We start from the raw sequence: 19,624 nt of genomic DNA, 5'->3' as shown, positions 1-19,624 counted from the left end.
GCGATGGTGACATGTCCGGTACGTGAACCGCGGTCCCGTTCCCGCCAGGCGGACCGGGGCGACCACCTGGTAATCGCGTTGCCGAACCAGCGGCGCCGGCGCATCCTGGTGCAGGAACACCCCACCGCCGTGCTGCCGGCCGGTGGCGGACCACCGGTCATTCCCGCCGCCCGGAACACCCGGGCCCACGTCGGGTCCTCGGACGACCCGGCGTACGCGACGGCGCGGGGCGCGGTCACCTCTCTCCTCCGCACGGCGCCCGCCGTGCCAGCGCCCGTCCCGCGCCGTCGCACCCCACCACCGGTGGCGAATCGTCTGGCCCTCAAGGCGGCGAGGACGTCAGACGACCGCCACGCCGATCACCCAGGTCAGGGCAATGGCGAGACCGACGCCGAGTTCGACCAACATGGCCAGACCGGCCGCCTTGAGTGCGTCCTTCGTGGATGGCCAGGCGAGCCGCCAGTCGCCCAGGCGTAGCCACTCGGCCAGCCACACCCCGAGTACGAACCCACCGATCAGTCCCACCACCGGCACCACGAAGAACCCCACCAGGCCGAGTACGCCACCGGCGAGCAGGGTGCTGTTCGGCACCCCGGTCTGCTTCAGGTTCCGACCCGGCCAGGCGTACTTGATCACGGTGCCGACCAGGGTCAACGCGGTGGCGATCCCGAGCACCACCCATCTGCCCCAGCCGGCGTCGTCGAAGATCGCCCAGAGCAGCACCCCACCCCAGCAGAGCGGTAGAGCCGGGAGCACCGGCATGAGCACGCCGACGATGCCAGCGACGATGAGCAGCCCGGCGACGAAGGTGACGAGGGAATCGGTGTCCATCAGATCCACCCGGTCAGCCTGCCCTACCCTGGTCGGTTTCGCGTAGCCGCGCGGTGATGACGTCCGCGGCCACCGGCGCACCGTAGAAGAGTCCCTGTCCGGTGTCGCAGTTCAGCGCCTGCAACCGCTCGGCCTGCCTGGCGGTCTCCACCGCCTCCGCCGTCACCGACAGGCCCAACGCGTGCGCCAGCCGGACCAGCGCGTCCACGATCCGCTCGTCGACCTGGGCGAGCGCGTCGCCGGATCGGATCCCCTCGACGAACGGGGCGGCGAGCTTCAGCGAGTGGATCGGCAACCGCCGCAGGTACGCCAGATTCGAGTAGCCGGTGCCGAAGTCGTCGATGGCGAGACGTACGCCGAGCGCGGCGAGTCGGCGCAGCGAACGTACCGGCTCGCCGCCGGTGGCCATGACCGCGCTCTCGGTGATTTCGAGCTGGAGCAGTTCGGCCGGGAACCCGGTGTCCCGGAGCACCTCGGCGACCATGTCGACCACGCCCGGATCGTTCGCCTGCCGTACGGCCAGGTTCACACTGACCACCAGTCGGCTGTCCGGGAACTCGCGCCGCCAGCGGCTCCCGTACGCACACGCCTGATGCAACACCCACCGGCCCAGCCGGATGATCAGACCGGTCTCCTCGGCCAGCCCGATGAACTGGTCCGGACCGAGCAGCCCCAGCTCCGGGTGCCGCCACCGGACCAGCGCCTCGACCGCGCGCAGCGACCCGTCGGTCATCGCCACGATCGGTTGGTAGTCCACGATGAACTCGCCGCGTTCCAGGGCGGCCGGCAACACCGCGGCGAGCCCCGCGCGGGCGTTGTCCCGGGCGCCCCGCTCGGCGTCGTACACCGCCCACCGCCCCCGACCGTCCGCCTTCGCCCAGTAAAGGGTGGCGTCGGCGGCCTTCATCAGGTCGGCCGGGCAGGTGTCGGCGAGCGTCCCCTCGACCAGGCCGATGCTCGCCGAGACCTCAAGCTGCTGGTCCCCCACCTGCACCGGCTCCGCGACGGTGGCCAGCGCCGCCTCCGCCACCTCGATCACCTCGTCCGGGCCGCCGCTCTGCTCGACCAGGATGACGAACTCGTCGCCGCCCATCCGGGCCACCAGGTGACCGCGGGCGGAGACCGACGCGGCCAACCGCTGCGCCACCACGCCCAACAGCCGGTCGCCGAGATCGTGCCCGAGACTGTCGTTGATCGCCTTGAAGCCGTCGAGGTCGAGGAAGCAGAGACCGACCCGGTCGGCCGGTTTGCCGTCGGCGAAGACCGCCGCCAGCCGATCGAAGAAGAGGGTACGGTTCGGCAGCCCGGTCAACGGGTCGTGCAGCGCCTGGAAGCGCAGTCGCTGCTGGAGTTCGTACCGTTGGGTGATGTCCTCGACCATGGCCACGACGAACCTGGGCCGGCCGTCGTCGTGCCGGATGAGCGAGAGCGCCAGGTCGGTCCAGACCACGCTGCCGTCCTTGCGGTGGTAGCGCTTCTCCACCCGGGCCGCCTCCCGCTTGCCCTCGACCAGCTCCTGGTAGAGCTCGGCCAGGGGCCCGACGTCCTCCGGGTGGCAGAACTCGGTCACCTGCCGGTCGCGCAGCTCGTCGACGGCGTAACCGAGCATCTCGGCGAAGACCTGATTCAGGTCGATGATCCGGCCGGCGGTGTCGGCGATGCCGATCCCGAGCGCGGCGCCGCTGAAGACCGCCCGGAACCGCGCCTCGCTGTCCCGCAACGCCTGCTCGGTCTCGTCCCGTGCCTGCCAGGCCGACCGGCTGATCCGTTCCTGCTGGCTGAAGGTCAGCTCGCGCAGTGCCCGCGCGAAACCGGCCGCCAGGCCGCCCTGCAACCGGCCGATCCGGTGCCGTACCGCCGGTGAGTCGGGCTGCTCCGGCAGGACCGCGTGGGCGAACCCGGTGCCGAGGGCGCGGACCGACCAGTCGAGCATGGCCGGATCGGTGAAGTGCGCACCGACCAGTGCCCGGCCGACGTCGTCGGCGGGGTCGGCGCTGAACGGCTCGGCGAGCAACGCCCGCGCCAGGCGGACCACGTGTACGCCGAGCAGCCGCTCGGTCTCGGCGGAACTCATCGGCACGAAGCCGAGGCGGGCCATCGCGCCGGCCCACTGCTGCGCGTACCGCTGCACACCGGCCCGGCTGAACTCCTCGCCGCTGGCCGGTGGGACGGGGGCCGGCACCGTTACCCGCCGAGTCGTTCCGGGCGGTCCACCCGGTCGCCGGCCGGCGACGGCACGCCGTCCCCAGTGGACGGATCTACCTCCGGGCGACGTTCGTCAGGCAGTTGCATGGTCCGCCTCAGCTCATTCCGCCGGTACCCCGACCGGCCCGTGGAGCCATCGAGCATACGCGTGGACGAGACGCCCGTGGCCCCACCGAAAGTCCGTACGCTCAGCCCTTCGGTGCTAGTCCACCGCCACTTCGTGCCCCTCGGGGGTCTACTCCGCCGCCTCCAGCATCAACGCGACGCCCTGACCGACCCCGATGCACATCGTGCAGAGCGCCCGCCGCGCCCCCCGGTGCCGCAGTTCCAGCGCGGCGGTCAACGCCAGCCGGGCGCCGCTGGCGCCGAGCGGGTGCCCGAGCGCGATCGCCCCACCGTTCGGGTTGACGTGCTCGGCGTCCTCCGGCAGCCCCAACTCCCGCAGGACCGCCACCGCCTGGGCGGCGAACGCCTCGTTCAACTCGACCACGTCGACCTCGCCGAGGCTGAGTCCGAGTCGGTCGAGCAACCGGTTGGTGGCCGGCACCGGGCCGATCCCCATCACCCGGGGCGGCACGCCGACGGCCGCCGATCCGGTGATCCGGGCCAACGGGGTCAGCCCGTACCGCCGGACCGCCTCGGCGCTGGCGACCAGCACGGCCGCCGCACCGTCGTTGACCCCGGAGGAGTTGCCGGCGGTCACCGTGCCACCGTCCCGGAACGGCGTCGGCAGCGCCGCGAGCCGCTCGATCGTCGTCTCCCGTGGGTGCTCGTCGAGCGTGACCAGCCGGGTCTCCCGGCGACCCGCCGGAACCTCGATCGGCACGATCTCCTCGGCGAACCGGCCGCTGGCCTGCGCGCGGGCGGCCCGCTGCTGGGAACGGAGGGCAAAAGTGTCCTGTGCCGCCCGGTCGACGCCGTACTCGGCGGCCACGTTCTCGGCCGTCTCCGGCATCGCGTCGGTGCCCCAACCGCGCTGCATCAGCGGGTTGACGAAACGCCAGCCCAGGGTGGTGTCGTAGATCTCCGCCGCACGGGAGTAGGGGGTGGTCGCCTTCGGCTGCACGAACGGGGCGCGGCTCATGCTCTCCACCCCGCCGGCCAGCACGAGGTCGGCCTCGCCCGCGATGACCGCGCGGGCGGCGATCCCGATCGCGTCGAGGCCCGATCCGCAGAGGCGGTTGACCGTGGTGCCGGGCACGTTCTCCGGCAGACCGGCGAGCAGGGACGCCATCCGGGCCACGTTCCGGTTGTCCTCGCCGGCCTGGTTGGCGCAGCCGAACACCACGTCGTCCACCGCCGCCCAGTCGACGTCCGGGTGGCGGGCCACGAGTTCCCGGATCACGTGCGCCGCGAGGTCGTCGGGGCGGACCCCGGCGAGCGCGCCGGCGTATCGGCCGATCGGGGTACGGACACCGGAAACGAGGTATGCCACTGTCACGCCGGGCAGCATAGCCATCCAGTGTCGGGCTCACCGGCGGCGGCCGGAGCGCCGGGGATAGTTTGTTCCCATGCGCCGGACCATGGTCGCGCGCGGCGCCGCGGCCTGCGTGCTGGCGGGCACGGTCACCGTGACCCTCGCCGTCGTCGTCGGCCCCACCTCCGCCCTCTCCGGGTACGTCAGCGAGGCCGGCGTGGGTGCCGGCGGGTACGTCACCGCGTACCGGTTGGGGGTTCTCGGGGTGGCCGTCGCCCTGCTCCTGTTCGCCACCGCACTCGCCCAGGTGCTGCGCCCGGCGGCCGGGCTGCTCGCCGCGGGTGCCGCCGGTACGGGCCTGTCCGCCTCGGTGCCGTGCAGCGCCGGTTGTCCGCTCCCCCCGTACGAACCGACCACCGCCGCCGACCTGGTCCACGGCGGCGCCAGCATCGCGGCGGTCGCGTGCGTGGTCTTCGCCATGCTGATGGTGGCCTGGTCCGCCGAGGTGCCACCGCTGTTGCGCCGACTCGGCCTGGTCGGGGTGGCGCTGGCCCTTCCCCTCTCCGCGACGATCGGGGTGGCGATGCTGACCGTCGGCCGGTCGACGCTGGTCGGGGTGGTCGAGCGGGCGTTGCTCGGGGTGATCGCACTCTGGTTGATCACCAGCACCCTGACGGCCAGTTCCCGCGAGTAAGGAAGGGCCCCTTGTTATCGGATTCGGTAGAGGAAGGGGCCCCTCCACACACCTTCGGCGGTGCTCAACCTCGCCCGGTGGTCCGGCGACCTCGGCGGGAGAGGGAGTCGAGGATGACCGCGGCCAACAGCACCCCGGCAGTGATCATGAAACGTACCGACGAGTTGAGCTGGAGCAGGAACATGCCCGAGGTGATCGACCCGAGCACCAGGCTGCCGAGCAGCGCGCCGTAGGTCGAGCCGCGGCCCCCGAAGAGGCTCACCCCGCCGATGACGGCGGCGGCGATCGCGATGAGCAGGGTGTCGGCGGCCCCGGTGGACTGCCCGGCGGAGAACCCGCGCGAGGCGGTCAGCACCCCGCCGAAAGCGGCGAAGGCGGAGGCGAGGGCGAAGACCGAGATCCGGATCAGGGAGACGTTGATGCCGGCCCGGCGTGCCGCCTCGACGTTGCCGCCGACGGCGAAGATGCTCCGACCGTACCGGGTCCGGCGGAGCACCAGGTCGACCAGGATCACCAGACCAACGAAGATCAACAGAGCCACGGGTACGCCCTGCCAGGCGTTGAGTACGCCGACGGCGGCGAAGACCAGCACGGCCAGCCCGAGCACCCGCAGCAGCGAGGCGAGCACGCTCCGGGTCGGGAGTCCGGCCGAGATCCGGCGCCGGGTGTCCACCAGCACCGCCGCGGCGTAGACGGCCACCGCGACCGCGCCGATCACCCAGCCCGAGATCTCGTCCAGGTTGGTGTGGGTCAGCCCGCCGATCAGACCCGTGTACGGGAGGTTGATCGTCCCCTCCGGGCTCAACAGGTAGAGCTGTAAGCCCTGCCAGCCGATGTTTCCGGCCAGCGTGACGATGAACGCCGGTACGCCGAGTCGGGCGAAGATGCTGCCCTGGAAGATGCCGATCAGGATGCCGAACAGTACGGCGACGATGATCGCCGCCACATCGCCCCAACTGTTACGCACACTCAGTACGGCCAGCAGCGCGGCAGCCACGCCGGCCACCGAGCCGACCGACAGGTCGATCTCTCCGAGCAGCAGGACCAGCACGATTCCGACGCTGATCGTGCCGGTGGCGGCGATCTGCAACGCGAGGTTGGAGAGGTTCTGCGGACTGAGGAAGGCGTCGTTGAGCGACTGGAAGACCGCCCAGATGACGATCAGGCCGATCACCACCGGCCAGGCACCGAGTTCGCCACCGCGCAACCGGCGCCGGATCACGTCCAGCGGTCCGGACGCCCCCTGGTCGGCCGGGTGTTGGAGGCCGTCCCCAGCGGGCGGCTCCGGGCTCGTGGTCGCCGTACTCATGCCGAGACCTCCCGCCGTGTCACGTCCGCTCCTCCGGTTTGGGGGAGTCGGCTCCGCCATCCGTGCCAGCCGAACCGCCCGTGCCAGCCGGGCCGGAACCGGCCGGACCGCCCGTGCCAGCCGGACCGGAACCAGCCGGGGTTGGGCCGGTCTCGGTGGCAGCGGGCTCGGTGGCGGCGGGCTCGGTGGCGGCGGGCTCTGGCGCGCCGGCCAGCCCACCACCGCCGGTCGCCGCCGAGCGGGCCCGGCGCCGGGTCACCGCGTTGTCCAGCGCACCGGTGATGGCCTGGACGATCTCCTCCTGGCTGGTCCGCCGCTGGTCGAAGATGCCGGCGTTACGACCGAGCCGCAGCACCACCACCCGGTCCGCGACCGCCTTGACGTCGGCCAGGTTGTGGCTGATCAGGAGTACGCCGAGACCCCGTTGCTTGAGCCGTTCGATCAGGTCCAGCACCTCGGCGGTCTGGGCCACTCCCAGCGCGGCGGTGGGCTCGTCGAGCAGTACCAGCTTCGGGTCACCGAGCAGCGAACGGGCGATGGCGACCGACTGCCGCTGACCACCGGAGAGCCCGGCTGCCGGCAGCCGTACGGAGGGGATCTTCACGGAGAGGCTGACCAGCAGTTCCCTGGCCCGCCGTTCCATCCCGATCTCGTCGATCACCAGGCTCCGGGTCAGTTCGCGGCCGAGATACAGGTTGGCCACGACGTCGAGGTTGTCGCAGAGGGCGAGGTCCTGGTAGACGGTGGCGATGCCGAGCCCGGTGGCGTCGCCCGGCTTGGTGATCTGCACCGGCTTGCCCTGCCAGCGAATCTCCCCGCTGTCGGCGGGATTGACGCCGGCGATCACCTTGATCAGCGTCGACTTGCCGGCGCCGTTGTCACCGACCAGCGCGACCACCTCGCCGGGGTAGACATCGAGCCCGACGTCGGCGAGCGCTTCCACCGCGCCGAACCGCTTGGAGATGCCCGACATGGCGAGCACCGGTGTGTCGGCCACCGCCCTCACCCCGTTTCAGATCAGGAGACGCCTGCGAAAATCAGGAGTTGTCCGTGGCGAACCGGCGATCCGGCACCGGCCACCGCCCGGCGGCGATCACGAGGTGATCCCGGACGATCGCGCGTGGCCGCCGGCCGGTCAGGAGATTCCGGCGGCGGCGCAGGGTTGGGCGAACGCGCCGGTGCAGATCTGCGCCGCGGTGTAGAACCCGTCCTTGATCACCGTGTCCTTGATGTTGCTCTTGGTTACCGCGACCGGTTCCAGCAGCACCGAGGTGACGTCCTTGGTCCCGTTGTTGCGCATGCTGGTCGACTGCGCGGTGAAGTCCTTGCCGGTCGCCGCGTCGATCGCCATCTGGCCGGCGACGTCGGCCTCGGGTTTGATCGACTTGAACACGGTCATGAACTGGTCACCGGAGACGATGCGCTGGACCCCGGCGAGTTCCGCGTCCTGCCCGGTGACCGGTGGCAACGGCGTACCGAATCCGGCGCCCTTCATGGAGGCGATGACGCCACCGGCCATGCCGTCGTTCGCCGCGTAGACCCCGATCACCCGGTCCCGTCCGATCGCGGTGATCGCCTGGTCCATCTCCTGTTGGGCCCGGTCCGGAGACCAGTCCGGGGTGTCGAACTCGTTGCCGATATTGACCTTCCCGTCCAGTACGGAATGGGCGCCGGCCTTGAAGTCGGCGGCGTTCGGGTCGGTCGGCGAACCATTGATCATGACGATGTCGCCGCGTTTCGGGTCCTGCCCGTTCGCACTCAACTGGTCCAGCAGCGCCTGCCCCTGCACCATCCCGACCCGGCGGTTGTCGAAGGAGACATAGAAGCTGACCGGCCCGGAGGCGAGCCGGTCGTACGACACCACCGGCACCTTCTGCGCCTGGGCGTTGTTGACGATCGCGCCGGCCGCCTTGGCGTCGACCGGGTCGAGGATCATCACCTTGATGCCCTGGGTCAGCATCGCCTCGGCCTGCGACTGCTGCTTGGCCGGATCCTGGTCGGCATTCTGGTAGAGCACCTGGCACTTGGGGCAGAGTTCGCTGAGCTTGGCCTGGATCAGCGGCCGGTCGAAGGTCTCGTACCGCGTGGTCTTCGATTCGGGCAGGAGCAGGCCGATCTTGAAGCCGTCGTTGACGTTCGCGTTGCCGGTCGCGGTGCCGCTCCCGCCGTCCTTGTCATCGCCGCCGCCGCAGCCGGCGACCGCGAGCCCGGCCACGAGCAGCGCGCTGGTCACGCGCACGGCGGCGCGAAGTCTCGTTGACACGTCTACCTCCTGGCCTTGCCGACCCCGCCGGCCCACCACCGTGGCAGCGGATTCACGTTTGCCCTGCTTGTCAGCTTGGCGGAAGTAAGCAGTCTTTGGAGCTGCTTTGCCAGCATCGGCCGGTGGCGAACGGGACGGTGGCTCAGAAGAGGACGGTGGCGAAGGTACCGACCGGGCGGAAGCCACAGCGCTCGTACACCCGGCGGGCCGGCACGTTGTAGTCGTTGACGTACAGGCTGACAGTCGGGGCGACCCGGGTCAGCGCGTCCGAGACCACGGCGGCCATGGCCGCGGCGGCCAATCCCCGCCCACGCCAGGCAGGCGCCACCCAGACACCCTGGATCTGCGCGGTACGCCGGGTCACGACCGCGAGTTCGGCCTTGAAGACCACCTGACCGTCGACGAACCGGGCGTACGCCCGCCGCGACCGGACCAGGTCGGCCACCCGGCGACGGTAGCTGCGACCGCCGTCCTCGGCCAACGGCGAGACGCCCACTTCCTCGGTGTACATCGCCACCGCCGCAGGGAAGAGCAGATCCACCTCGGCCGGCCGGACCGGACGCACGTGCGGGTCGGGCGTGACAGCCGGGGTCGCCCCGGTCGCCAGCAACGGCTGGTTCGGGCGTACGTCCCGGGCCGGTCCCCAGTGCGCGGAGAGCTGGTCCCAGAGGCCGAGCACCTCGTCGGCCCGCCCGACAATGGAGGAGCAGAACCGGTCCTCGGCGGCGAGCAACTCGGCGAAGGCCGTGATCGCCGGTCCGGTGGCGCGTACGGGCGTGAGCTGGCCGCCCACCCAGCAGAGCGACTCGATGTCACGCTCGGCCCCGTACCCGTAGACCCGCCCGTCCGCCCGCCACCAGGACAGACCATGAGCGGCGATCCGCTCGGCCACCTGGGCAGCCGCGTACGGCTCAAGGTCGAGCAATCGTTCGACCTCGCCCCGCTCAGCTTCGCCGAGTTGCCGCACCGGAACCATCAGCACATCACCAGCGTGCCAGACGAGCGACCCACGGCGCCGGGCGACGTCCACCCCCGCCCCCGGAGAAGGAAGGGCCCCTTGTTATCGCATTTGGTAGAGGAAGGGGCCCTTCCTAACCGGCGGACGCGGACGCGGCGGTGGGGGTGGCGGTGGGGGTGGGGGTGGCGGTGAACGGGCGGGTTCGGGCGGCCCAGCGGACCACCGGTGGCTGCACCACACCGAGCAGCGCGAAGAGCACGGCGAGCACCAACCAGCCCGGGGCTCCCCAGCCCACCGCGAGGCTGGTCACCAGCACCGGCGCCAGCATGCTGCCGAGTTGCATGCCCATCCCGTACGCGCCCTGGTACTGCCCCTGCGCGTGCGCCGGCGCCAGCTCGAAGGAGATGCCCCAGCCGGCGGCGGACTGCCAGAGTTCGCCGACCACGTGGACCAGCGCGCCGGCCACCAGCAGCCCGACCGCGACCGGGGTCGGTACGCCTCCGCTGACCGCGTAGAGCAGGCAGGCGCCGGCGATGGCGAGTCCGGCCCGGCGGGCGGCTCGCGCGGCTCCGGTGAGCTGTTCGGTGCCGCGTGAGGCGCGTACCTGGAACAGCACGATCACCGTGGTGTTCACCAGCAGCAGGACCGAGATGAGCCAGTGCGGTGCGTCGGTGTGCTGGGCGATCCAGAGCGGCAGCGCGATGTTGAGCAGGCCGAAGTGCATGGACATCATCCCGTCCAGCACGGTGAAGGCCAGGAACGGCCGGTCACGCAGCGCGATCAGGCGTGGCCCGTGTCCGGGTCCGGCGGCGGGGATCGGTGCCAGCGGGATCAGGATCAGGGCGGCGAGAGCCAGGCTGGCCGCGTTGACGCCGATCAGGGCCACGTACGCGGTCCGGGTGTCGGCGGCGAGACCGACACCGCCCAGCACCGTGCCGATCGCGATGCCGACGTTGGTGGTGGCCCGCAGGTACGCCCGGGTACGCACCCGCTGGTCCGGCGGAACCGCTCCGGCGATCATGGCACCACGTGCGCCACGGAACGCCGCGTCGCTCAGTGCGGTGGCGATGCCGACGGCGAGGAACTGCGGGAACGAGTGGACCGCGATCAGCGCCCCGGTGAACCCGGCGGAGGCGAGCAGACCGATGAACTGGACGCCACGCGGGCCGTACCGGTCGGCCAGGTAGCCCATGGGCGCGCTGGCGATCAGGCTGACCAGCGCGGTCACGGTGAGGCCGAGACCGACCTGGGTCACGCTGAGCCCCACCGATCGGGTGAGGAAGAGCGCGCTCGCGGTCAGCCAGATGCCCCGTCCGACGGTCTGCACCAGGGTGGAGATGGCGAGGATCCGGGCCGGTCCGGGTTCTGGCAGGAGTTGCATGACCCCATGCAACCGTACGTCTGTTCGGCTCGTCGTCCGGATATCGCCAGACTCACGTCGAGCGGGGTGATCGGAGCTTCCTAGACTTGTCGACGATGCATTGCCGATATATCGTTGAGCCATCACCGATAGTCAGAGGAGAGTGAGATGAGTTTCCACCGAAGGTTGCACGCGATGCACGAGGAGTCCCGGATGCGCGGTTTCGGCTTCCCGCCGTTCGGACCCGGCGGGCCCGGGCCGCACGGTCACGGTCACGGCCGGGGGCGCGGTCGGGGGCGGGGACGCCGGCCGAACGTGCGCGGCGCCGTACTGGCCCTGCTCACCGAACGACCGATGCACGGCTACGAGATGATCCAGGAGCTTGACTCCCGCACCGGCGGCGCCTGGCGCCCGAGCCCCGGATCGATCTATCCGACCCTGCAACTACTTGAGGACGAGGGCCTGATCGTCGCCACCCCGGCCGAGGCCGGTGGCGGGCGCAAGCGGTTCAGCCTCACCGAGGCGGGCCAGGCGGAGGCGACCGAGGCGGCACAGACGCCGCCCTGGGAGGAATTCGCCCAGGACACGATCAACAGTTGGCAGGAAATCCGCGACGCCGGCTTCCAGGCGATGAACGCGCTGCGCCAGGTGATGGTCAACGGCACCGACGAGCAGCGCGAGCGCGCCGCCCAGGTGCTCGAGGAGACCCGGCGCAAGCTCTACGCCATTCTCGCCGAGACCGAGTAACACGGCAGATGTCGGTAACCCCGACAACAGCCAGGAAGGTTTTCCGGGAGGTCCCCCCGCGACGGGATCAAGCCTGACCACCCAGAGCGGGGAGACCGCCCGGAAAACCGAGAGAACCTAGTGCACGGTGACGGTCGGCCCGACGATCATGTCCCGCAGTTCCTCGGGCAGCTCGGCCCCCATCTCGTCGGCCAACCGCAGCGCCTCTTCGATCAGGGTCTCGACGATCTGCCCCTCGGGTACGGTCTTGATCACCTGGCCGCGTACGAAGATCTGGCCCTTGCCGTTGCCCGACGCGACGCCGAGGTCCGCCTCCCGAGCCTCGCCCGGTCCGTTCACCACGCAACCCATCACGGCCACCCGCAGCGGCACCGGCAGCCCTTCCAGACCGGCGGAGACCTCCTCGGCGAGCTTGTAGACGTCGACCTGGGCCCGCCCACAGGACGGGCAGGAGACGATCTCCAGGCCGCGCTCACGCAGGCCCAGCGACTCCAGGATCTGGTTTCCGACCTTAATCTCCTCGACCGGCGGCGCGGAGAGCGAGACCCGGATCGTGTCGCCGATCCCCTCGGCCAGCAGCGCACCGAACGCGACGGCCGACTTGATCGTGCCCTGGAACGCCGGACCGGCCTCGGTCACGCCCAGGTGCAGCGGGTAGTCGCACTGCTCGGCGAGCTGCCGGTACGCGCGGATCATCACCACCGGGTCGTTGTGCTTGACCGAGATCTTGATGTCCCGGAAGCCGTGCTCCTCGAAAAGCGAGCACTCCCAGAGCGCCGACTCGACCAACGCCTCAGCGGTGGCCTTGCCGTACTTGCTGAGCAGCCGCTTGTCCAGCGAGCCGGCGTTGACGCCGATCCGGATCGGCACCCGGGCCGCCTCGGCGGCGCGGGCGATCTCGGCCACCTTGTCGTCGAACTGGCGGATGTTGCCCGGGTTCACCCGGACCGCCGCGCAGCCGGCGTCGATCGCGGCGAAGACGTACTTCGGCTGGAAGTGGATGTCGGCGATCACCGGGATCTGGGACTTCTTCGCGATCGCCGGCAGCGCCTCCACGTCGTCCTGGGACGGCACGGCCACCCGGACGATCTGGCAACCGGAGGCGGTCAGCTCGGCGATCTGCTGAAGGGTCGCGTTCACGTCGGAGGTCAGGGTGGTGGTCATCGACTGCACCGAGACCGGCGCGCCGCCGCCGACCGGCACCGAACCGACCATGATCTGCCGACTGTTGCGGCGCGGTGCGAGTGGTGGCGGAGGTACGGCCGGCATACCGAGACTGACAGCGGTCACAGGACACTCACCTTGAGAAGAGCGTGATCGGATTTACCACGTCCGCGGTGACGGTGAGCAGCGTGAACGCCCCACCGATCAGGATCACCACATACGTTACGGGCATCAGCTTGAGATAGTCGACGCGACCCGGGTCGGGACGGCCGAGTCGCGAGAAGATCCAGCTCCGGACCCGCTCGAACCAGGCGATCGCGATGTGCCCGCCGTCCAACGGGAGCAGCGGCAGCAGGTTGAAGATGCCGACGAAGAAGTTCAGTGAGATGAAGAGCAGGACCAGGATCTCCCAGGCGTCGTTGGCAACCGCCTCGCCGCCGAGCCGGCTGGCACCGACCACGCTGATCGGGGTGTCCGCGTCCCGCTCACCGCCGGTGATCGCGGTCCAGAGGGCGGGCACCTTCTCCGGGATCCGCTGGAGCGCGTGCAGGGTGCCGACCGCCATCTCACCGGTGTAGTCGGCGGTCGCGCCGAACGCGCCGATCGCGCTGTACTTCACCATGCCCGGGGTCTGGATGCTGACGCCGACGCCGAGCGCGGCGACCGGGGAGACCGGACCGGACGGGTCGCCGAGCGGCGGGCGCTGCACCGAGGCGAGCGGGACCTGCACCTGCTGCGGGTTGCCGTCGCGCACGAAATCGATCGTCGCCGGGGTGTTGGTCGGCGCCCGCCGGATCACGTCGAGCACCCCGCCCCAGGTCGAGACCGGGGCGCCGTTGACCGAGGTGATCCGGTCACCGGTACGGAGTTGTGCCTGCGCGGCCGGGCTCGGCGGGTCGTTCGGGGTGCACGCCCGCTGGACGTTCTCCACCACGACACAGTCGGCCAGCGCGATCACCGCGGGCTCCTGCCGCACCTGCGCCTCGGTCTGCGGGAAGTCGGGGTTGGGCAGTCCCATGAAGATCGCCGCGAACCAGAGCGCCAGGATCGCGAGCATGAAGTGGGTGACCGAGCCGGCTCCCATCACGATGCTGCGCTTCCAGACCGGGAACCGCCACATGGCCCGGGGCTCGTCGGCCGGATCGACGTCGTCGTCCTGTGGCGTCATTCCGACGATCTTGCAGAAGCCGCCGAGCGGGACCGCCTTGAGGCCGTACTCGGTCTCACCCCGCTGGAAGGACCAGACGGTCGGACCGAAGCCGACAAAGTAGCGGGTGACCTTCATCCCGAAGAGCTTGGCCGTCAGCATGTGTCCGGCCTCGTGCAGGCTCACCGAGATGAGAATCCCCAGGGCAATGATCACGACCCCGAGCAGGTACAGCATCAAGCTCCCTTCACCGACATCTCGATGATCTTCCCGGCGTGCTCCCGTGCCCACGACTCCGCCGCGAGCACCTCCTCGACGGTACCCGGTTCGGTCAGGTCCGGAGCCGCCTCCAGAACCCGCTCCAACGTGTCGACGATGCCGAGGAACGGTAACCGACCCGCTACGAACGCGGCCACGCACTCCTCGTTGGCCGCGTTGTAGATCGCCGGCCGACCCCGGCCGGTCAGCCCGGCCTGCTTCGCGAGCCGGACCGCGGGAAAGGCCGCGTCGTCCAGCGGGGCGAACTCCCAGCGGTGCGCGGCGCTCCAGTCGACTCCGGTGGCGGCCCCCGGCACCCGGTCCGGCCAGCCCAGGGCGAGCGCGATCGGCAGCCGCATGTCCGGCGGGCTGGCCTGGGCGATGGTGGAGCCGTCGACGAACTCGACCATCGAGTGGATCACCGACTGCGGGTGCACCATCACCTCGATGTCGGCGTACGGCACGTCGAACAGCTCGTGCGCCTCGATCACCTCAAGCGCCTTGTTCACCAGCGTGGCGCTGTTGATCGTGACCACCGGCCCCATGTTCCAGGTCGGGTGCGCCAGTGCCTGTTCCGGCGTGACCTCGGTCAACTCGTCCCGCCGCCGCCCCCGGAACGGGCCGCCGCTGGCGGTGAGGACCAGCCGGCGTACCTCCGACCGGTGACCGGCGCGCAGGCACTGGGCCAGCGCCGAGTGCTCGGAGTCGACCGGCACGATCTGTCCCGGCCGTTGCACCGCGGCCCGTACGATCGAGCCGCCGGCGACCAGCGACTCCTTGTTCGCCAGGGCGAGCGTACGACCGGCGCGCAGCGCCGCCAGGGTGGGTGCGAGCCCGAGCGAGCCCACCACCCCGTTGAGCACCACCTCGGCCGGCCACTCGGCCAGTTCGGCCATGGCCGACGGGCCGGCGAGGATCTTGGGAATGCGGAAGCCGCCGCTCGGGTAACCCCGCTTGGCGGCCTCGGCGTAGAAGGCGAGTTGCAGGTCCTGCGCGGCGGACGCCTTCGCCACCCCGACCGCCTCGACCCCGAACTCCAGGGCCTGCGCGGCGAGTTCCGCCACGTTGCCGCCGCCGGCGCCGAGGGCCACCACCCGGAAACGGTCCGGGTTACGCCGGGCGATGTCGATCGCCTGGGTGCCGATCGACCCGGTTGAGCCGAGCAGGACGATGTCACGGGGAACACTCACCCGGGCATTCTCCCGCAACCACGCCGACTACCGGACACCGAGCCTCACGCCCCGCCGGTGACCTGCCGATCGGCTCCCCGTCGGCCCGACACGGACGCCGTACGACAAACGACCCAGTTCCTCACCGCCGTACCGGTCGGGTGTGGCGGCTGAGCGCCGTCACTTCCCGGCGCTCCCCGACAGGATCACGCCTGTTCGGCGGACTCACGCAGGCCGAACCGTCGGTGGAGCCGGGCGAGCGGGGCCGGTGCCCACCAGTTCCAACGGCCGAGCAGACGCATCGTCGCCGGTACGAGCAGCGCGCGGACCAGGGTCGCGTCCACCACGATCGCCACGATCATGCCGACGCCGATCAACTTGATGAAGGTGGTGCCGCCGGTGGCGAAGCCGGCCACCACCACGACCAGCAGCAGCCCCGCCGCGGTGATGATCCGCCCGGTGTGCTGCAGGCCGGTGGCGACCGCGGCGGTGTTGTCGCCGGTCCGGTCCCACTCCTCCCGTACCCGGGAGAGCAGGAAGACCTCGTAGTCGGTGGCGAGCCCGAAGAGTACGGCCAGCATCAGGATCGGGTTGCTCGGCTCGATGAACCCGGTCGGGGTGAAGTGCAGCCAGTCGGCGAGGTGCCCGTCCTGGAAGATCCAGACGACCACGCCGAACGAGGCGCCGATCGAGACCAGGTTCATCACCACCGCCTTGATCGGCAGCACCACCGACCCGAAGGCCAGGAAGAGCAGCACCAGCGTGGCCGCCGCCATGATCGCCGCCATCCAGGGCAGCCGCGTACCCAGGCTGTGCAGCAGGTCGGCGTCGACCGCCGGCCGCCCACCAACCAGCACTTCGGCACCGGCCGGACCGGGCAGCCGGCGCAGTTCACGTACGGCCCGCTGCGCGGTCTCGTCGTTCGGCTTCCCCTGGTACGTGACCGCGAGCAGGGTGTGTTCTCCCCGGTTGCCGGCGACCGTGACGCCGGTCACCCCGGCGACCCGTCCGACCTGGTCGGCGAAGCTCTGGGCCGAAGCGATCGGCGTGCCCGACACCAGGACGTAGATCGGGTTGGCGTTGCCGCCGGGGAACTCCGCGCCGATCCGCTCCGTCACCACCCGGGGCTGCGCGTCGGCCGGCAACACCCGCTCGTCGAACCCGCCGAATTTGATCCCGAGGAACGGCGCGGCCAGCACCGCCAGGACCACCAGCACGCCGACCAGGTAGGGCAGCGGTCGCCGCATCACGCTCCGGGCGAGCCGCGCCCACCCGCCGCCGGCCGCCCCGGCCTCGCTCGCCGTCGCGCGTGCCGCGGCCCGGCGGCGCGCACCGGGCAGCGGGACCCGCAGCGCGTTGATCCGCAGCCCGAGTACGGCGAGCAGCGCGGGCAGTACGGTCAGCGCCGCGAGCATGGCGACCAGCACCGCCGCCACCCCGCCCAGCCCCATCGAACGGAGGAACACCTGCGGGAAGATCAGCAGGCTGGCCAGCGCCAGCGCGATGGTCAACCCGGAGATCAGCACGGTACGGCCGGCGGTCGCCATCACCCGGGGTATGGCGTCGTGCGGGTCGTACCCGGCGGCCAACTCCTCCCGGAACCGGCTGACCACGAAGAGCGCGTAGTCGATCGCCATGCCGAGCCCGATCAGGGTGATGATGTTGACCGCGAAGACCGACACGTCGGTCACCAGGTGCAGCAGGCGTACGGCGACGAACGCCCCGAGGATCGCCAGTCCGCCGATCAGCAACGGGGTGGCGGCGGCGACCAACCCACCGAAGATCAGGATGAGCAGCACCAGCAGGACCGGCAGGGAGAGCGTCTCCGCCCGGGTGATGTCCTCGGTGGTCTGCTCGTTCGCGGTCACCAGGAACGGCACGTTGCCGCCGATCTGGGTCCGTACCCCGGGGGCTTCCAGTGCGGGGCGCAGCCGCTCGTACGCGGCCGTCCTGCCGTCGTCACCGTCGGCTCGCAACCGCACCAGCGCGTAGGTGGCGTGCCGGTCGGTGGAGAGCAGCGCCGGCGAACCGGACTGGTACCAGTCGACGACGCCGGCCACCTCGGGGCGTTGCCGGAGCCGTTCCAGGGTGGCGGTGACCGGGCCACGCACCGCCGGCTGGTCCACCGTGGTCGACTCGCTGGAGTAGAGCACCAGTACGTCGGCGCCCTGCTCCCCCAACTCGGCGACGATCCGCTGCTGGGCCCGGCTGGACTCGCTCGCCGGGTCGTCGAAGCCACCACCGGTCAGCGAGCCGAGCAGACCGGTCCCCCAGGTCGCCCCGACCACGACCAGAGCCAGTCCGGCGCCGAGCACCGCCCAGCGGAACCGTACGACCGCCGTGCCCCACCAGCCGAACATCGCCGTCCTCCGCGTCCTCGTCATGGCGTCTCGTCATGCCGCGCGCCCGCCCACGATCAAGATCGGGCTTCAGCCTAGGACCCTCCCCGACGGGCTCGAACCGCACTAGGCTCCCCTGGCATGAGTGCAGAGTTGCCCCCGCGCGCCGACGTGGTGATCATCGGCTCCGGTCACAACGGCCTGGTGTCCGCCGTGTTGCTGGCCCGTGCCGGCCTCGACGTGGTGGTGCTGGAGGCCGCCGCGACGCTGGGTGGGGCAACCCGCACCGAACAGCCGTTCGCGAAGGTACCGGGACTGCGCCACTCGACCGGGTCGTACCTGCTGGGACTGATGCCGCCGGAGCTGATCGCCCTGCTGGACGTCAGGATCCCGGTGCTGCGCCGCGACCCGCACTACTTCCTGCCGACCCCGGGCGGCCTCGGCTCGCCGTACCTCCTCTTTGGCAGCGACCGGGAGGCGACCAGGGCGCAGATGGCGTCGGTCTTCTCCGCCGCGGACGTGGCCGCCGACGACGCCATGCAGGCCGAACTGGCCGCGCTCCGCGACGACCTGGCACCGGCCTGGCTGGCCGAACCGCTGCCGGTCGAACAGACCGCGCAACGGTACGTCCGCCCGGCGCTGCGCGACGCCTTCGTCGACCTGGTCACCGGTTCGGTCGCCGACTACCTGGCCCGGTTCGAGTTCCGATCCGAACTCCTGGTCTCCATGTACGCCGTCACCGACGGGCTCTCCGGTCTGAACGCCGGGCCGGACGACCCGGGCACCGGCCACAACTTCCTGGTGCACAACATGTGCCGGCTGCCCGGGGCGGACGGCACCTGGATGATCACAGAAGGAGGCATGGGGACCGTCTCCCGGACGTTCGCCGACGCCGCCCGCGCCGCCGGGGCCAAGATCTTCACTGGTACGCCGGTCAGCGCGGTCACCCTGGCCCAGGGTGCCGCCAGCGGGGTGGCGCTCGCCGACGGGCGGGAGATCGCGGCGCAGGTCGTCCTCGGCTCCTGTGACCCGTACCGTCTGATCGACCTGCTCCCCGAGGGAGCGCTGCCGGCGGAACTCGGCACGCGGATGGCGGCGGCACGCCGTACCGGCACCACGCTCAAGCTCAACCTGGCGCTGACCGGGCTGCCCCGCTTCTCCTGCCTGCCGGCGGACGCGCCGAGTCCGTTCGGCTCGACCATCCACCTGCTGCCCGGGTCGGCGTCCCTCATCGACGCCGGCACCGGCGAGTCACCGATGGCCGCGCTGCGGGCGATGTGGGCCGACGTCCAGGCCGGCCGGCTGCCGGAGGAGCCGACCATCGAGTGGTACCTGCACACCACCGTCGACCCGTCGCTGCGTGACCAGGAAGGACACCACTCGTCGGCGCTCTTCGTGCAGTCCGTGCCGTACGAGCTGGCCGGCACCACCTGGGCCGAGGCGATGCCGTCGTACGTGGACCGACTGCTGGCGATCTGCGAGCGGTACGCCCCCGGCTGCGCCGACCTGGTCGCCGACGCCGTACCGCTGGCACCGCCCGGCATCGAGGCGCACTTCGGCATCACCGGCGGACACATCCACCACGTCGACAACACGGTCTCGTTCACCGACCGGATGCCGTACGCCACCGGCATCGACGGCGTGTACGCGGGCAGCGCCGGCACCCACCCGGCCGGCAGTGTGATCGGCGCCGCTGGGCACAACGCCGCCCGCCGCATCCTGGCCGACCTCGGCCGCTGACGGCGGGCCGGGGGGCAGCCTCG

At 71.0% G+C, this 19,624-nt stretch carries 14 protein-coding genes and 1 pseudogene; 3 read left to right on the top strand and 12 right to left on the bottom strand.

Going from position 1 to position 19,624, the window contains the following annotated elements; all coding sequences use genetic code 11:
* Positions 1-339 precede the first annotated feature (339 nt).
* From ACIBF5_RS10255 to pcaF, 3 genes are all read right to left on the bottom strand, one after another.
* Entirely contained in the window at positions 340-831 is a 492-nt protein-coding gene (locus ACIBF5_RS10255) for a DUF456 domain-containing protein (protein WP_396810103.1), read from the bottom strand.
* Positions 832-844: 13 nt separating this feature from the next.
* Positions 845-3,013, bottom strand: a complete 2,169-nt coding sequence (locus tag ACIBF5_RS10250) for a putative bifunctional diguanylate cyclase/phosphodiesterase (protein ID WP_396810101.1) — start codon at positions 3,011-3,013, stop codon at positions 845-847.
* A 258-nt stretch (positions 3,014-3,271) separates the two neighbouring features.
* Positions 3,272-4,477, bottom strand: coding sequence for a 3-oxoadipyl-CoA thiolase (pcaF, locus tag ACIBF5_RS10245; protein WP_396810099.1), 1,206 nt, complete (start codon positions 4,475-4,477; stop codon positions 3,272-3,274).
* A 70-nt stretch (positions 4,478-4,547) separates the two neighbouring features.
* On the opposite strand from pcaF, the gene ACIBF5_RS10240 reads away from it, so the two are divergent.
* A complete protein-coding gene (locus tag ACIBF5_RS10240) occupies positions 4,548-5,147 on the top strand; it encodes a DUF998 domain-containing protein (protein WP_396810097.1) in 600 nt (199 codons plus the stop codon).
* Positions 5,148-5,211: 64 nt separating this feature from the next.
* Here the strand turns inward: ACIBF5_RS10240 and ACIBF5_RS10235 are convergent, their stop codons facing one another.
* The 5 genes and pseudogenes from ACIBF5_RS10235 to ACIBF5_RS10215 all read right to left on the bottom strand — a co-directional run bounded on the left by ACIBF5_RS10235 (position 5,212) and on the right by ACIBF5_RS10215 (position 11,058).
* On the bottom strand, positions 5,212-6,456 hold the full coding sequence (locus tag ACIBF5_RS10235; protein ID WP_396810095.1) for a sugar ABC transporter permease: 1,245 nt from the start codon (positions 6,454-6,456) through the stop codon (positions 5,212-5,214).
* A 187-nt stretch (positions 6,457-6,643) separates the two neighbouring features.
* Positions 6,644-7,453, bottom strand: a pseudogene (locus tag ACIBF5_RS10230) (ATP-binding cassette domain-containing protein); the annotation flags it as partial.
* 138 nt (positions 7,454-7,591) lie between these two features.
* Positions 7,592-8,719 carry a sugar ABC transporter substrate-binding protein gene (locus tag ACIBF5_RS10225; protein WP_396810092.1) on the bottom strand — a complete coding sequence of 376 codons (1,128 nt, stop codon included), beginning with the start codon at positions 8,717-8,719 and terminating at the stop codon, positions 7,592-7,594.
* A gap of 142 nt (positions 8,720-8,861) precedes the next feature.
* Complete coding sequence (locus tag ACIBF5_RS10220; protein WP_396810090.1) at positions 8,862-9,701, bottom strand: GNAT family N-acetyltransferase; 840 nt, start codon at positions 9,699-9,701, stop codon at positions 8,862-8,864.
* 109 nt (positions 9,702-9,810) lie between these two features.
* A complete protein-coding gene (locus ACIBF5_RS10215) occupies positions 9,811-11,058 on the bottom strand; it encodes an MFS transporter (protein WP_396810088.1) in 1,248 nt (415 codons plus the stop codon).
* A 147-nt stretch (positions 11,059-11,205) separates the two neighbouring features.
* Between ACIBF5_RS10215 and ACIBF5_RS10210 the strand changes: the two genes are divergently transcribed.
* Positions 11,206-11,784, top strand: coding sequence for a PadR family transcriptional regulator (locus ACIBF5_RS10210; protein ID WP_396810086.1), 579 nt, complete (start codon positions 11,206-11,208; stop codon positions 11,782-11,784).
* A 117-nt stretch (positions 11,785-11,901) separates the two neighbouring features.
* Here ACIBF5_RS10210 and ispG read toward each other — a convergent pair whose 3' ends face one another.
* From ispG to ACIBF5_RS10190, 4 genes are all read right to left on the bottom strand, one after another.
* A complete protein-coding gene (gene ispG, locus ACIBF5_RS10205) occupies positions 11,902-13,074 on the bottom strand; it encodes a flavodoxin-dependent (E)-4-hydroxy-3-methylbut-2-enyl-diphosphate synthase (RefSeq protein WP_396810084.1) in 1,173 nt (390 codons plus the stop codon).
* Positions 13,075-13,081: 7 nt separating this feature from the next.
* Entirely contained in the window at positions 13,082-14,332 is a 1,251-nt protein-coding gene (locus ACIBF5_RS10200) for a M50 family metallopeptidase (RefSeq protein ID WP_396810082.1), read from the bottom strand.
* Entirely contained in the window at positions 14,332-15,543 is a 1,212-nt protein-coding gene (gene dxr / locus ACIBF5_RS10195) for a 1-deoxy-D-xylulose-5-phosphate reductoisomerase (RefSeq protein ID WP_396810081.1), read from the bottom strand. The genes ACIBF5_RS10200 and dxr overlap by 1 nt, the downstream gene beginning before the upstream one ends.
* A gap of 185 nt (positions 15,544-15,728) precedes the next feature.
* Positions 15,729-17,906: an MMPL family transporter gene (locus ACIBF5_RS10190; RefSeq protein WP_396810079.1), complete on the bottom strand. Its 2,178-nt coding sequence runs from the start codon at positions 17,904-17,906 to the stop codon at positions 15,729-15,731.
* 96 nt (positions 17,907-18,002) lie between these two features.
* Between ACIBF5_RS10190 and ACIBF5_RS10185 the strand changes: the two genes are divergently transcribed.
* On the top strand, positions 18,003-19,601 hold the full coding sequence (locus tag ACIBF5_RS10185; protein ID WP_396810077.1) for a phytoene desaturase family protein: 1,599 nt from the start codon (positions 18,003-18,005) through the stop codon (positions 19,599-19,601).
* Positions 19,602-19,624 lie beyond the last annotated feature (23 nt).

Source organism: Micromonospora sp. NPDC050417 (genome assembly GCF_044458865.1).
In the GTDB taxonomy this organism is placed as follows: Bacteria; Actinomycetota; Actinomycetes; order Mycobacteriales; family Micromonosporaceae; genus Micromonospora_G.
The sequence above is the reverse complement of the archived record's forward strand: the minus strand, read 5'-3'. Positions and strand labels throughout refer to the sequence as shown.